Source organism: Grimontia indica, assembly GCF_000333895.2.
Taxonomy (GTDB): domain Bacteria; phylum Pseudomonadota; class Gammaproteobacteria; order Enterobacterales; family Vibrionaceae; genus Enterovibrio; species Enterovibrio indicus.
This window is the reverse complement of record NZ_ANFM02000018.1, coordinates 63,766-78,841: the sequence shown is the minus strand read 5'-3', so window position 1 is coordinate 78,841 and position 15,076 is coordinate 63,766. Positions and strand designations below refer to the sequence as shown.

Here is a 15,076-nt window from a genome sequence, read left to right as displayed (position 1 = left end):
CACAGGCCTGTTTGCGGATATGTTTTCACATCAGTAAGCAGACACTGTGCGACCCTATTTAGCTCATCCACCAGCGTTGTGGCGGCACATTAACAGCGGAAGTGTCGCGCGGAATTTCTCGCGCAATATCGTAGATTTCTTGGTAGGTATCGTGTCCGCCGGACCACTTATTCAAACGGTCACGCCACTGTTCCCAAGGTTCTGGGTTGAACTCTGGCGAACACATTTCTTCTGCTTTACGAAGTTCAGCATCAGACAAAGTGGCAACTCGGGTATTGTTTTCAGCGAAGATGGTGCCCGCCCGTGGCGGGTTCGTTGCACCGATGACGTCAGTCAGTGCCGCCTCATTCATGCCTTGTGTGAAAATCTGAGCGACATACGCAGACTCCATCACATCATCCTGAAGATCGGAGCCCAACTTATCAAACACCGGTAGACTCATGGCCGTGTGCTCAGTCCCTGAGAAGAATTTCAGGTCAACACACTGCGAAACCACCGGTGCCATACCCGCATAAGCCACCGCCCCCATCCAAGTTTCTGCTCCATCGATAAGCCCTTGTTTCAGACCATCCAGGGTTTCTTCCCAAGCAATCGGTACTGGGTTGAGATTCATCAACTGCATGGCGATACGCCCCAATTGCGTACCCGTTACACGGTTTTTCGTGCCCGCTAACTGGTCGATCGACGTGACGAGAGGCTTGTCTTTCCATTTCAAGCCAAGCTGGATACCTCGCAGCTCGCAATGGGTAAACAGAAATTGCATTTTATGACGCTGGCGCAACGGCTCTCTAAACAGGGGCTCGCTTTTCTTGCTGTAGAAAAAATGAAACTGAGATGCGCGGGAAGGGAACATGTAGGCGTAATCCAACACATTGAGATACGGCGCACCGCCAGCTGAGTTTTGGGTTGAGGCAGAATACATATCGATGATGCCCTGCTGTGTTTTCTTCACACAATTGGTTTGCCCGCATATCTGATTGCTGCCAATGAACTCAACCCGAATTTCGCCGTTTGTCCGCTCCTCCAGATCTCTTGCAAAGAAAAGCTGCGCCGACTTTTGAATATCGAGGTTCTTCTCGTTAAACCCGGACGCACCAAATTTAAGTTGAAATTTAGGTGGCGCAGAATAGCGTTCCTTTTGGGTATTTTCGGCGGCTCGTGCTAGTGAAGATACCGTGGCACCTGCTCCCAAACTACCTGCTGCGATAAGGGTGGAGGTCATCCCAAAATGGGCTGACACCTTCATAAAATCTCGCCGCGTGAGTTTTTCCCGATTTTTGCTCATGCTCGCACTCCTTTGTGTTGGCTGTCGCTCAAACGTTTACGCTGGCATGCCCACATTTGCGTTCTCAAACAGAGCCTTCTGCATTCAATCATCACGCTCTGAAATTCAAGCAATCCAACGTTCAGTGGAAAATTTTTGCTCCGTGTTTTTGGTAACGCTTCAACCACTCCATGTTAAAGAATGGTTAAAAAATGAACCGGAACATTCCATTTATGGCATAGAAAAATCAAAATTCAAGCCTTGACTATAAAAATCGAGATAACTAGTCTCATATTTTAATGTGTGAGAATTTTCGATTTCGCGCTGGATCGGGAGCATCTCGCCTTGAATACATGACAGTTACTCGTGAACAGGGAGAAGGGAAAAGATGGGATTATCTTCAAATCATTACGATTTTATTGTTGTTGGAGCTGGATCTGCCGGGTGTGTTCTTGCCAATCGTCTGTCTAAAAACCCATCGGTCCGGGTCCTTTTGATAGAAGCTGGGGGGAAGGACAACAATCCCTGGTTGCATATACCGGTGGGGTATTTCAAGACCATGCACAACCCAAAAACAGATTGGTGCTATCTCACAGAACCTGATCCGGGTATCAATTCTCGCCAATTGCAGTGGCCAAGAGGAAAAGTGTTAGGAGGCTCCAGTGCTCTGAATGGGCTGTTGTATGTTCGCGGACAAGCAGAAGATTATGATCATTGGGCAGCGCTCGGAAACCAGGGGTGGTCGTATCAGGAGGTGCTTCCCTACTTCAAAAAGTCAGAAGATCAGGAACGCGGTTCCGACGAGTATCACGGTGTAAATGGCCCGCAGAAAGTCAGCGATTTGCGCTTACGCCGCCCGATTGCCGATCACTTCATCAACGCCGCGACCGCGCTGGGTATACCTTATAACCCTGACTGTAATGGCGAAGTCCAAGAAGGTGTCGGTTACTTCCAGCAAACCGCATATAAAGGCTTCCGCTGGAGTACAGCAAAATCCTTCTTGCGCCCCGCTAAGCATAGAGAAAACCTGAATATTCTCACCAATCACCATGTATCAAAAGTGCTCTTTGAGAACAAAACTGCCACCGGCGTTGAAGTACTCAAAGAGGGTGCTAAAAAGCAAATTATGGCGAGTCGGGAAGTCATTCTGAGCGCCGGTGCCATTGGCTCGCCACAGTTACTTCAACTTTCAGGAATCGGTCCAGCTTCTCTGCTTAACGCTCTGGGCATTGCGATTGTTCAAGACTTGCCTGGTGTGGGTGAAAATCTGCAAGACCATCTTCAGGTGAGATTGGTCTTTAAAACCAGTGAGCGCACACTCAATGACGAATTGAATAGTCTGACGAAACGAGTGATGGTGGCGCTGCAATACCTCTTTAACCGAACAGGTCCACTCACTCTGGCAGCAAGCCAAGTCACCATTTTCACACAGTCCGACCCAAGCTTATCGCGTCCAGACATTCAGTTTCACATGCAACCGCTTAGCGCCGACAAACCCGGGGATGGCGTACACCCCTTTTCAGCGTTTACTGCGTCAGTGTGTCAACTTCGACCTTATAGCCGCGGGAGTGTAAAAATCACGTCGACAGATCCTCTAAAACATCCAGCCATTCAGCCCTGCTATCTGTCTGATGAGCGCGACCAGACTGTGATTATCAATGCCATTAAAGTCGCAAGAAAGATAGCGAGTACGCCTCCGCTTTCAGAGCATGTGCTAAGCGAATATGTGCCAGGTGAAAAATTCCAATCAGATGAAGAGTTGTTGGCAGCAGCCAGAGAATACAGCCAAACCATTTATCACCCAACCAGTACCTGCAAAATGGGGGTTGATGAGATGGCTGTGGTAAACCCAAGATTGCAGGTTTATGGCGTTAAGAACTTACGTGTTGTAGATGCTTCAATCATGCCGGAAATAGCATCAGGTAACACAAATGCACCCACTATCATGATTGCAGAAAAGGCCTCTGACATGATTCTGGAAGACCATGGTTTCGCGCAGTAACGGGCTGTTCAGACTGCGCCGAAGAAAGTGTTCGCCATCAAGAATGGGGAGAGTCTGCTGGCTATTTGGTTTCAGTTTACCCTTTTCGCTCACCAGACTCTAAATTAGCGAGTTTTACTCAATCGTCAGTTATACCAAATTCCGCGACAGCTAGACGCTGGGCAGCACGGCGAAGTAGCGGCAAATACTGTCTTAACTCTTCTGTCGTTTTACGCGCAGAAGGTGCATGAACGGCGACAGTAAAAGCGACGCGGTTATCGTTGTTGATCACGGGAACCGCGATTGCCACCATATCATCAAGAAACTCACCAGAATCCACACCCACGCCATCTTCGGCTATCTTCGCCAAATGCGCTTCCAACTGAGTGAGATCCGTGATGGTTTGCGACGTCTCGCGAGTCAGGTTCATGCTTTTTAACAGTCGTTTGCGCGTTGCAGCCTTCATATCTGCGAGGAACAGCTTACCCGATGCTGTGCAATGCAGTGGGTAATGCGCACCGACAGGCAAATGAATGCGATATGGCCAGTTAGTCTCAACACGTTCCAGATAGAGAATTTCATAGCCATCCAAAATCGTCAGGTTACAGGTTTCACCTATCTCGTCAGAGAGCTCTTTCAGAATGGTATAGCGATGTGCATTGATAGAAGAATTTTTAAGAGTGGCTCTGGCCAAATCTAACAAACGAGTGCCAGCGGTGAAACGCTTTCCATCAGGTTCACGCTGCAACAATCCATCCTCTTCCAGTTGTTGCGCGATACGATGAACGGTTTGTTTTGGTAGATCTAACTCTTCAGCAAGATAGACACTGGAAAGTGGCTTTTCAGCCTTCACAATTTTTTCAAGGATATGAAAGCCACGAATAAGCGTTGATTGTGTTTCCTTCATTCTGCCCCTCCGTTTGTTGTTTGTTCTTTTTAGGAACGCGAGAAATGAAATATAAAACTATCTTGATTTTATTAATTGGACACAAAAATCGCCAACACAACGCTAATAATTGAGACATTGAGTCCTGAATACCCACTCAATTTCAATGTTGGACGGGAGATACAGCATTGGGAGAGAAAGCCCGTATTTGGCGATTTAACCGTTGGCCTCAACGCCACGAATAGTTTGTATGATTTTCTGAGGTTAGTTTTGAAAAAAAGCCGCTGACTCTCATCAGCGGCTTTTCGTACTCAATTCAGCTATTGTGGATTAGTTAGAAAACCCAGCAGCTTGTGAGGCAATAACAAATTCTTCGTTGGTTGGATTTCTATTCGTATCGCTTGAATAAACGATGTATTTAGTTAGTCGCTCTAAGCGACTGCGAAGCCATTGAATCCCGAATTTTTCAAGCGGCATCCTGTCACCCACTACCCGACCAATTGATAAAACCACCAGCGCAGCCAATGGCTGCGCTGAATGGTTTTTGGACAGAAGCGGCTTTTTCGCTGCAGAACATGTGTAACTTCGTGGTTGACCAACCGTACGACCTCATCACTTGTTTCCTCTACTCCATCCATTACAGCGGCAGTATTGAAAACCTGCGCGCATGTATTGAAAGCGCGCACGCTGCAATGGTAGATGGTGGTGTGTTCTGCTTCAACGCGGTCGCGAAAAATCTGATCAACAACGGCTCCTTCGTGCGTCATATTGTTCAGCATGAAGGCAGTGAGTTTGCTTTCAAATCGGGCTGGTTCTACGGCGGTGAGGGCGACAAGCAAGCGCTCAAGCTCAGCATTGAAAAGACCACAGACAAAGTCACCGAAGAATGGCACGACGAGCGCCCAATGGTCGCGGTAACCTTCCAAGAACTCACTGAGCTGTTAGCGCCTTACTTTGAAGTGACGGTATTCGAGCACGACTACGAAAAGCTGGAGATGTGGGGTAACGCGTCAGGTAACGCTATTTTCGTTTGTGTGAAACGCTAGGCTGTGCTGCTCTATTTCTATTGTACATCACTCCTCTAATAACATACTCAACGCCTCGAAGCACGGGTTGACTTAAAGAGGAGTGAATAGAAACCGCTCTTTCACTTATCAGTCCCATCACTCATATCACTGGTATCAAAAATGCCTCATAGCTGGTTGCAATCTCACATCCAACAAGGCTTGGGCTTGATTTTGTCGTGTTTACCAGCAAAATGCCTTTTTTAGCCCTCTGATTGAGTCATCGATGACAAAAAAGCTCACCATATTGGATATCGCAAAACTGGCTGGCGTTGGTAAGTCGACGGTTTCCCGTGTGTTGAACAACGATTCTCGCGTTAAAGATGAGACACGTGATCTCGTTCAGTCCGTTATTGCTCAACATGGTTTTTCTCCCTCCAAGTCAGCACAATCCATGCGGGCAGGTCGTTCCCGCCTGATTGGAGTTATTGTCGCTAAACTCGATTCCAGTGCCGAAAACGCAGCGGTAAGCGGTATTCTTTCAACGCTCTATGCGCAGGGTTATGATGCTGCCATCATGGAAAGCCAGTTCGATGCAGCCCTCACCGCAGAGCATATCGAGGTACTCAAACGCCGGAATGCTGATGGTATTATCATGTTTGGCTTCTCGGATTTTGATGTCGACCAGCTCTCTCCTTTTGAAGAAAGATGTGTAGTAATGGCGGTAGATACCGATCGCTTCAGCTCTGTCAGCTATGACAACCGTGGCGCTGTCGAACAATTGATGACTCATTTTTATGACGAAGGCTTGAGGTACATCAGCTACCTGGGGGTCAGCCCTAAAGACTTAACAACGGGTAAAGCGCGACTCGACAGCTACCTCTGTTTTTGCCACTCACACGGGCTTGACCCCGTATGGAATACCGCTGAGGTGACACTGGACAGTGGTTATCAGAACACCGACGCGCTAATTCGAAGAGAAACCCAAGCCGTTGTCTGCGCGTCTGACACATTGGCGCTCGCCGTGGGTAAACGATTACAGGATATTGGCCGTTCAGACATTCGTCTCGGCGGCATTGGTAACCACCAACTGCTTCGGTTTGTATTTCCACAATCTATTAGTGTGGACTTAGGTTACCGACAAGCGGGCGAGGCGGCAGCGAAACAGCTTCTCACTCAACTCGAAAACCCAAAGAAAGCAAACTCTTACCATTTTTTACAGCCCAGTAGACTCTTGCTGACCGACAACGACTAAGCGCTGTTCCCCATTTATCCCGATCGACTGCTTTGTGAGCTAAATCCTGTTTTGGGAATGTTCCCACGGCATCCTGAGCAAAGCCTGATATATTTTTGGGAACGGTTCCAAAAGCTAACCATGAATATCAACATGCAGGGATTAAGACTATGAGTAGCATTACGGCAAAAGGGGTTGACGACCTTATCCGTTTAGTCGGCGGAAGAGAGAACATAGCAACAGTGAGTCATTGCTTGACGAGGCTTAGGTTCGTGCTAAATCAGACGGAGAAGGCTGATGCCAAAGCAATAGAGAAATTGCCAATGGTGAAAGGCTGTTTCACCAATGCCGGGCAGTTTCAGGTCGTAATCGGCACGGACGTCGATCAAGCATTCAAGCTACTGGAGCAACAAGCTGGCATCAAAGGTGAATCAAAGGAAGCAGCAAAGAAAGCAGCCCGACAGAACATGAATGTGTTGGAGCGTGCCATATCACACCTCGCAGAAATTTTTGTTCCCCTTCTGCCCGCTATTATCACGGGGGGACTGATCCTCGGTTTTCGCAATGTCATCGGCGATGTGGAAATGTTCGGAGGGAAAACACTCATCGAAACCAGCGAGTTCTGGGCAACCTCACACAGCTTTTTATGGTTGATTGGTGAAGCCGTGTTCTTCTTCCTGCCTGTCGGAATATGTTGGTCCACCGTCAACAAGCTGGGTGGCACACCCATATTAGGAATTGTCTTAGGAGTAACCTTGGTTTCTCCACAACTGATGAACGCCTACCTCATTGGCACACAAGCCCCTGAAGTCTGGGATTTTGGCGCCTTCGCTATTGAACAGGTGGGATATCAGGCACAAGTAATACCCGCTATTTTCGCCGGTATGGCCCTCGCGTTTATTGAAACACACCTAAAGCGCATTATTCCGTCTTACCTCTATCTCGTTGTCGTGCCTTTTCTTGCCCTGACCACTGCTGTCATTCTAGCTCACAGCATCATTGGTCCAATCGGCCGTGAAATTGGAAGTGGTGTTGCCTTTTTAGCTCGCGCCGCCATGACGGGTGACTATGCGTTTATTGGTGCAGCCATCTTTGGATTCCTCTATTCCCCTTTAGTGATCACCGGTGTCCACCACACAACCAATGCAGTCGACCTTCAACTGATGCAGGAAATGGGAGGTACACCTATTTGGCCTATCGTTGCCCTCTCCAACATGGCACAAGCCTCGGCGGTACTCGGAATTATCATTATCAGTAAGAAAAAAAATGAACGCGAAATCTCGGTCCCGGCGGCCATTTCCGCTTACCTCGGTGTCACAGAGCCCGCCATGTACGGAATCAACCTTAAATACCGCTTCCCCATGTTGTCAGCCATGATTGGGGCGTCGATGGCAGCAGCGTTATGTGGCTTTGCTGGTGTGATGGCAAACGGCATTGGCGTGGGCGGATTGCCGGCCATCTTATCAATACAAAGTCAGTACTGGAGTGTATATGGCATCGCCATGTTAATAGCCATTTTTGTCCCTATGTTGCTGACAATCATGACTTACAAGCAACAGGAACGAACTGGGAAACTGGCATTAGCCTAATGCAGAACCCAATGAATACGAAGAGAGAAGCCATGTCTAAGACAAATGAATGGTGGCGTTCAGCCACCATTTATCAAATATACCCAAAGAGCTTTTGCGACACTACAGGTTCAGGCTCAGGCGATATCAAAGGAATTATCAGCAAGCTGGATTACCTCTGTTATCTGGGTATTGATGCAATTTGGATCACGCCAATCTACCAATCACCACAAATCGATAATGGTTACGATGTATCTGATTTTTACACCATTTCACCAGAATACGGCACCATGGATGACTTTGATGACCTGCTGGCTCAAGCGCACAGCCGTGGTCTTCGCGTGATCATGGACATGGTGTTCAACCACACCTCGACGGCTCACCCCTGGTTTCAATCTGCACTTGAGTCAAAAGACAATCCCTATCGTGATTTCTATATTTGGCGCGATCCGGTCAATGGGCAGCCCCCCAATAACTGGCAGTCCAAATTTGGTGACAGTGCCTGGGAGCTTGATGCCCATAGCGGGCAGTACTACCTACATTTATTCGCGAAGGAGCAGGCGGATTTAAACTGGGAAAACCCGGCAGTACGCCAAAATATCAAAAACATCATGCAATTTTGGGCCGAGAAAGGAGTAGATGGTTTTCGACTCGACGTCATCAACCTTATTTCCAAACAGCAGGATTTCCCTGATGACAACGAGGGTGATGGACGACGATTTTACACCGATGGTCCAAAGGTTCACAAATACCTTCAAGAGATGAACAAAGCCATCTTCCAGCGATATGGTGTAGTGACCGTCGGTGAAATGTCATCAACCTCATTGGAGCACTGTCGACAGTATTCATCCCTGTCGGGCAAAGAGTTATCGATGGTATTCAACTTCCATCATCTCAAAGTAGATTATCCCTGTGGCGAAAAATGGCAGTTGGAGCCTTTCGATTTCCTTCAAATGAAGAAAATTTTCCGTGATTGGCAACAGGGACTTTTCAATCAGGGATGGAACGCGCTTTTTTGGTGCAATCATGACCAACCCAGAATTGTTAGTCGTTTTGGTTGCGATAAGAAGTTTCGCGTCGAATCCGCGAAGATGTTAGCCACCGCTATCCACCTTATGCAAGGGACACCATACATTTATCAAGGTGAAGAGCTGGGCATGACCAATCCCAACTTCCAGAATATCGACGATTACAGGGATGTTGAAAGCCTCAATGCCTATCATATGCTCATTGCGAAAGGACTGCCCAAGGAGGAGGTCTTAACGATACTGAGCGCTAAATCTCGGGACAATTCGCGTACGCCGATGCACTGGAATGATAGCAAAAATGCAGGGTTCACAACTGGCACGCCTTGGATCAATTGCGCGAGTAACTCAGTTGAGATCAATGCAAAACAGTCGATCGAAGATAATAAGTCCGTTTTTTATCATTATCGGGATTTAATTCGATTAAGAAAGTCAATAAGCATCATTACAGATGGGGATTATGAAGATCTTCTCCCATACCATCTCGACATTTTTTGTTATCGAAGAAAGAATGATAAAAACGAAATGGTTGTACTCAATAATTTCAGACCCTACCATGTCACCCTGGATAATTTCGGTATAAGCTTGAGTGGCGGGGATGTACTTATTCAAAACTATAAGGATTTCGTAAATATCGAAAGCGTATCATCTTTGACATTGAGACCATTCGAGAGCGTCGCTATATTATTTTAAAAAAGACGGCAAATATCGTTGTATAAATAATCAATGCTCTCACTTCGAAAATTTCCGGCGGTTACTTTCCACATGATAAGTTCTTTCCGCCGGATGCCTTCCTCAATTTTCTAAAATCACACGCCAACACAGCCTCCTAAGAGACAAAGTGTAACCTCTTGAATTTATCCCAAATGCCAGCATGATAGAGCAACTTTCTACGATTGCTTCATTTGCGCTCTCGAACGTTGGTCGCCTGCCCTCGCGCAGCAATCGTTGTCATCATTTACACCCAAGGATTTGTTGATCATTAACCAAAGAGATAAATCGCTAATAATGGCGAACATTATGATTATAATTAATGCGTGATATAAAAAATTCAAATATCACTGACAAAGTAAAAATTCCTCAAGAATGTCTTGACTTGCCTATTATATAAAACACCTACTAATTGCACGCAACTAATTACATTAACAAACAATTCACCACCCTAATATCAAGATTGTAATTCCGCCCAGAAAATTAGACCATGAAAACCAATTCACTTTGTGACCGGTTTTATTTCCTTGTTGATGTTTGTCACCTTTTCACCCTATCAACCCCAATTTTAGCAAATTTAAAAATATTCATTTAGATCGCTTTGTACGAGCATAAATGTGAAAAGAAAATAACAAGGAGTAAGGCATGAAAAAAGTAACCCCCCTAACACTTGCTGTTATGTGTGTTTTGTCCAGTGCGTCCGCATCAGCAGTAGAATTCACTGGCTACGCGCGTGCTGGTACCGCAATCAGCGGTGATGGTGTAGGTGACCAGTCATTCGCGAAAAATGCTATCGGTCGCTTGGGCAATGAGGGCGACAATTACTACGAGTTTGGCTTCGTTCAAATGCTGCAGGAAGGTGCACAAAACTGGCAACTGACAGCGATGTTGTCGAAAGGGGATGATGGCCGCAGCAGCTGGGAAACCGACGTCTCTGACGGTGATGATTCGGTCAATGTGCCGCAATTTTACGTGACGGCGTCCGGGTTGTTTGCGTCAGCGCCGGAAGCTGTACTTTGGGGTGGAAAACGCTTTTATCAACGTAAAGACGTACACATCACAGATTTCTTCTTCCTCAATAATTCAGGCACGGGTGGCGGTATCGAGAATATTCGAGTCGGCGATCAATCACTGTCTCTGGCATTCATTCAGGATGGAAAAACCGACAACTCGACAGGCTACTTAGTTGACGCACGTCTGGCTGATATCCCGCTTTGGGACAGCGCGACACTCGAATTGATTGGCGTTTATAACTTTGCCACAGAACAGGATGAACGAAATGAAGTGTCAGACGACGGCATTTTCCTCACTGGGATCATCCACCAAAACCTTAAGAACGGCTTCAACCAAACAGCCTTTCAATATGGTACTGCCGGCTATGGTGATCAGCTTGCTAATTTTGGCCAGGGAACAGGCTACGCGCGCGGGAGTGATGTGCAAAATGATGCAAGTGGCTTTCGAATCATTAACTGGGGTGTGGTGAGTTTTGGCGAAGCGTGGGAAATGGGACACCAACTCTCCTACCACCGTGGCATAGACCTGAACAATGGCAAAGGGAACTCTGATTTGTTTTCGGCGGTCGTGCGTCCAATGTACAAATGGAGCGATACACAAAGAACCATTGCTGAACTTGGTTACTTCTCAAAAACTGAGGACGGAAAACAAGACCAAGGTGGAAGCAAGTTCACACTCGCTCAGGCCTGGTCAATGGGTGATAGCTTTTGGGCAAGACCCGAAATCCGATTCTATGGCAGCTACATGACCGACAGAGATGGCAATAGATTTGGCAGTAAAGGCGACTCTGAATTCGTTACTGGTGTTCAAATGGAAGTCTGGTTCTAATCATTCATCGTTTTCATACTGCCAATAGCCTTTCCGTTGCGACAGACAGGACAGGCTTTGTTCATCAATGCTGCCAGTCATTGGTGTTTTTTTAGCCGCGACTTGGCTGTGAACCGTTCTCAATTGTTTTACCGTGTACTTGTGCTACGCTATATTGGGAACGGTTCCAATGCTTTTTGCTGCGCCACCTTACTGGGAGCCATTCAACTTCAAATCGACAATTGTTGGTTTAAGGAAACCAACTCTGTACAGCCATTTTTTAGCTCACCCGTTGAGCGAATAGGTATGATTGGTAAGGGCAGGGAAGATGGAGAGAAGGATAAATCAAGCGTCATTTGCTTCGCAGCCTTTATTGGACCTCTGCTGGGTGAGATGTTTCGTTACGGTTGCTCAGTACGGTTCAGTCACTGAAGCTGCAAAATATATGGCGTTATCTCAGGCTGCCGCGTCTTTGCAACTCAAAAAACTGGAGGAAGTCGTCGGAACCAAATTGGTGCAACGTACATCTCATGGTGTTAGCCTGACACCGGCTGGCGCAAGGTTGCTCCCTCACTCCCTTCGATTGCTGGAGACTAATCGCGAAGCTCTATTTGCAACACGCGAAAACAACAAGCCAACAATCCTATCCTTGGGGGTACCGGCGGAAATCATTCATCCCTCGATACCCAGAGCCGTTCGTGCATTCAAACGCTCAGGCAACCACCAGGTAAACGTAGTGACTTCAGACGCAAGCCAGCTGCAAGCGGCTTTCGAGCAGTCAGAGTTAGATATTGTTCTTTCAATTGACCCCTTTCCCATACCTGATGGCAGAGTGTTAGCTATTCGAAAACTCGTATGGCTATGTGCTCAGGACAGCGAAAGTTGTTATCAGCGCCCGCTGCCCATCATCTATCGGCAGAAGTGCGAGATTAGTGTCTTGGTTGAAAACACGCTTCGCCGTTCAGGTATTTCAACAGATAGAGTGCACGAAGCAAGAGATACCGATGAAGCCGTGTTGTATGTAGCGGGTGATGAGGGTCTCTTCTTCTCATTGTCTTCCGTGCTTCAAGACGGATTAGTCAAGGCCCCGGTCTCAGCGCAGCTGCCCAAACTGCCAAATGTATATATCAATCTTCGCATGCGGGATTTGAAGCTGGAGATCCTCCGGATGTTGACACTGTGTTTGGTCGAGGCATTCTCTACCGAAAACCACTGATACCCGCGATTGTATTTGGACATAAAAAGACCCCCAATAATAGGTTGTCCAACTATTGGGGGTCAGTTCAATCAGCGGCTTTTCTTTTTTAGCTTCTCGCGCTTAATTACTTTGTAAATTCAGCGGCTTGAGAGGCAATCACGAATTCTTCGTTGGTTGGGATAACAATCGCAACCGCGCCAAGCATGTCAGATTTAGCAATAACACCGCCGTTGCCGAAACGTGCTGCTTCGTTACCTGCTTCATCTTCCACAAAGCCCAGAAGCTTCAGGTTCTTCAGGATTTCACGACGGATAGGCAGTGAGTTCTCACCGATACCACCGGTAAAGATGATCGCGTCGATGCTATCCAAAGGAATCATGTAAGAACCAATGTACTTGGCTACACGGTAAGTGAAGACTTCGAACGCCAGTTTCGCACCTTCATGACCACTTTCCATCGCTTCCAGAATGCCGCGCGCATCTGAAGTCAGGCCTGATACACCCAAGAAACCTGATTTCTTGTTCAGAGCTTCGAACACTTGCTCCTGGCTCCAGCCTTTCTTCAGCAGGAATTCAATAATACCTGGGTCAAGGTCACCACAACGGGTGCCCATCATCAGACCTGAAAGCGGAGTGAAGCCCATGGAAGTATCAACAGACTGACCATTTCGAACCGCACACACAGAAGCGCCGTTGCCCAGGTGAACAGAGATGAAGTTAGCTTCTTCAACTTGTTTGCCCAGCTGTTTTGCTGCTTCGCGAGTCACGAAGTAGTGGCTGGTACCGTGGAAACCGTAGCGACGAATACCGTAGTCCGTGTACAACTCGTTAGAGATGGCACCAGTGAATGCCTTCTGCGGCATGCTTTGGTGGAAAGCGGTGTCGAACACTGCCACCTGAGGCAGCGCTGGGAAAGCTTTCATTGCCGCACGGATACCCATCACGTTAGCTGGGTTGTGCAGCGGCGCAAGATCGCTCAGTGCTTCAATTTCTGCCAATACGTCTTCGTTCAGAAGCGTCGCATCAGCAAATTTCTCGCCGCCGTGAACAACACGGTGGCCAATTGCAACCAGTTGGCTGCCAACATCCATGCTCTCCACCAGCTCAACAATCAGGCTTACTGCTTTCTCGTGATGGTTACCACCTTGTTCCAGCATGGCTTCTTGCTTGTCTTGGCCTTCGCGTTTCCAGCTAATGCGCGCATCTTCTAGGCCGAAGCACTCGCCCAGACCAGAAAGAATCGCTTCTCCGGTTTGTGCGTTCATCAATGCGAATTTAAGAGAGGAACTGCCCGCGTTAAGGACCAGTACTAGTGAATTGCTCATGAAAAATCTCGTTGGCAAATGGGTGTAGGATTCGAACTCGAGAGCCCATTATTAAATTAATTTTGAACAATTCAACTTAAATTTGAATGAGAAGCCCTTTTTTGGCCTTTTACTGTTTCAGATCAAAAATAGGCTCCTAACGCACAGAAAACGGGCACTTTAGAAGAAAGTGAAGGACACAAAAAAGGCTCCTTCAAGAGGAGCCTCAGAAATCTGTCGAGCTGGCTTTATCAAGCCATGGTAAGTAAGGATTTACCCAGCAGCCACTCGAGGTCCTTTTCAAACTCTTCACCATAGCGGTTGCAGCAGACATCATGCAGTTTTCTGCTGGCATGACTGGTGAATTCCACGGCATTTTCCGACGAAACAGTGTGTAGAAAAAAGAGACGGAGAACGGCAATAAAACGGTTGTCTGAGCGAAGGGCTGTCAGCCAGCTTTCTATAAAAGAACGCTTATCGCCTTCCAAGTCCAATCTGTCAATCAGGATGCCCAGTAGCCTGTCATCCAAGCGAGTGATGAAATCCGTTTTCTTTGGAAAGTGATGGCTAATTCCCGTTCTGGAAATCCCCGTTTGCTGGCTCAGCGTGGTATACGACATCTTGTCATATCCCAAGGTCACCAACTGATCGACCACTGCATCCAGAATTAACCTGATGGTTACTTCTGTATCTTCTTTGCTTCTCTTTGGCATAGCTTTATCCCTGTTTTTTGGCTTCCGTAAGCTTTAACAATCAAGACATCACTACTACCGCTGTTAACGCTGTTGTTAGTATGGATTTCACGTATGTAGAGCTTGATTATGTTGGTACAAAGAGGGTTTACCGACTACCGACCCTTAACTTAACAGTCTTAAAGATAGTACATCCGTATAAATTATGAGCCATATAGATGCAAAAAAGATGAGAAGCGTGAAGGGCATTGCATAAGCTGGACCAACAAGTGTTATCAAGGTGTAACACGCTGAAAGACAAATGCTATTCTTGTCAGTAAATCTCTAACGCTGATTGTTGCAGCGTTACATGCATCATAATTTGAACAAGCGTTTGAATTAATAGCTTG

At 47.1% G+C, this 15,076-nt stretch carries 10 protein-coding genes and 1 pseudogene; 7 read left to right on the top strand and 4 right to left on the bottom strand.

All coding sequences use genetic code 11. The features are described from left to right. Window positions 1-58 precede the first annotated feature (58 nt). Window positions 59-1,222, bottom strand: a complete 1,164-nt coding sequence (locus tag D515_RS11635; RefSeq protein ID WP_039850025.1) for a TRAP transporter substrate-binding protein — start codon at window positions 1,220-1,222, stop codon at window positions 59-61. 430 nt (window positions 1,223-1,652) lie between these two features. Between D515_RS11635 and D515_RS11625 the strand changes: the two genes are divergently transcribed. Beyond that, window positions 1,653-3,266, top strand: a complete 1,614-nt coding sequence (locus D515_RS11625) for a GMC family oxidoreductase (RefSeq protein WP_002538683.1) — start codon at window positions 1,653-1,655, stop codon at window positions 3,264-3,266. Window positions 3,267-3,384: 118 nt separating this feature from the next. Here D515_RS11625 and D515_RS11620 read toward each other — a convergent pair whose 3' ends face one another. Beyond that, a complete protein-coding gene (locus D515_RS11620) occupies window positions 3,385-4,152 on the bottom strand; it encodes an IclR family transcriptional regulator (RefSeq protein ID WP_002538680.1) in 768 nt (255 codons plus the stop codon). Window positions 4,153-4,682: 530 nt separating this feature from the next. Between D515_RS11620 and D515_RS11615 the strand changes: the two are divergent. The 6 genes and pseudogenes from D515_RS11615 to D515_RS11590 all read left to right on the top strand — a co-directional run. Beyond that, a pseudogene (locus D515_RS11615) lies at window positions 4,683-5,177 on the top strand (SAM-dependent methyltransferase); the annotation flags it as partial. A gap of 244 nt (window positions 5,178-5,421) precedes the next feature. After that, the gene (treR, locus tag D515_RS11610; RefSeq protein ID WP_002538676.1) at window positions 5,422-6,390 is read left to right on the top strand and encodes a trehalose operon repressor TreR; all 969 of its coding nucleotides are present in this window, start codon (window positions 5,422-5,424) and stop codon (window positions 6,388-6,390) included. 149 nt (window positions 6,391-6,539) lie between these two features. Continuing rightward, window positions 6,540-7,958 carry a PTS trehalose transporter subunit IIBC gene (treB, locus tag D515_RS11605; RefSeq protein ID WP_039849981.1) on the top strand — a complete coding sequence of 473 codons (1,419 nt, stop codon included), beginning with the start codon at window positions 6,540-6,542 and terminating at the stop codon, window positions 7,956-7,958. 32 nt (window positions 7,959-7,990) lie between these two features. Further along, window positions 7,991-9,655, top strand: coding sequence for an alpha,alpha-phosphotrehalase (gene treC, locus D515_RS11600; protein WP_002538673.1), 1,665 nt, complete (start codon window positions 7,991-7,993; stop codon window positions 9,653-9,655). Window positions 9,656-10,318: 663 nt separating this feature from the next. After that, on the top strand, window positions 10,319-11,515 hold the full coding sequence (locus tag D515_RS11595) for a maltoporin (RefSeq protein ID WP_002538670.1): 1,197 nt from the start codon (window positions 10,319-10,321) through the stop codon (window positions 11,513-11,515). A gap of 367 nt (window positions 11,516-11,882) precedes the next feature. Next, complete coding sequence (locus D515_RS11590) at window positions 11,883-12,710, top strand: LysR family transcriptional regulator (RefSeq protein ID WP_160167788.1); 828 nt, start codon at window positions 11,883-11,885, stop codon at window positions 12,708-12,710. 106 nt (window positions 12,711-12,816) lie between these two features. Here D515_RS11590 and D515_RS11585 read toward each other — a convergent pair whose 3' ends face one another. Beyond that, on the bottom strand, window positions 12,817-14,016 hold the full coding sequence (locus tag D515_RS11585; RefSeq protein WP_039849978.1) for an acetate/propionate family kinase: 1,200 nt from the start codon (window positions 14,014-14,016) through the stop codon (window positions 12,817-12,819). 230 nt (window positions 14,017-14,246) lie between these two features. Then, window positions 14,247-14,708 (bottom strand): TetR/AcrR family transcriptional regulator, encoded by a 462-nt coding sequence (locus D515_RS11580; RefSeq protein ID WP_002538662.1) that lies wholly within the window; start codon window positions 14,706-14,708, stop codon window positions 14,247-14,249. Window positions 14,709-15,076 lie beyond the last annotated feature (368 nt).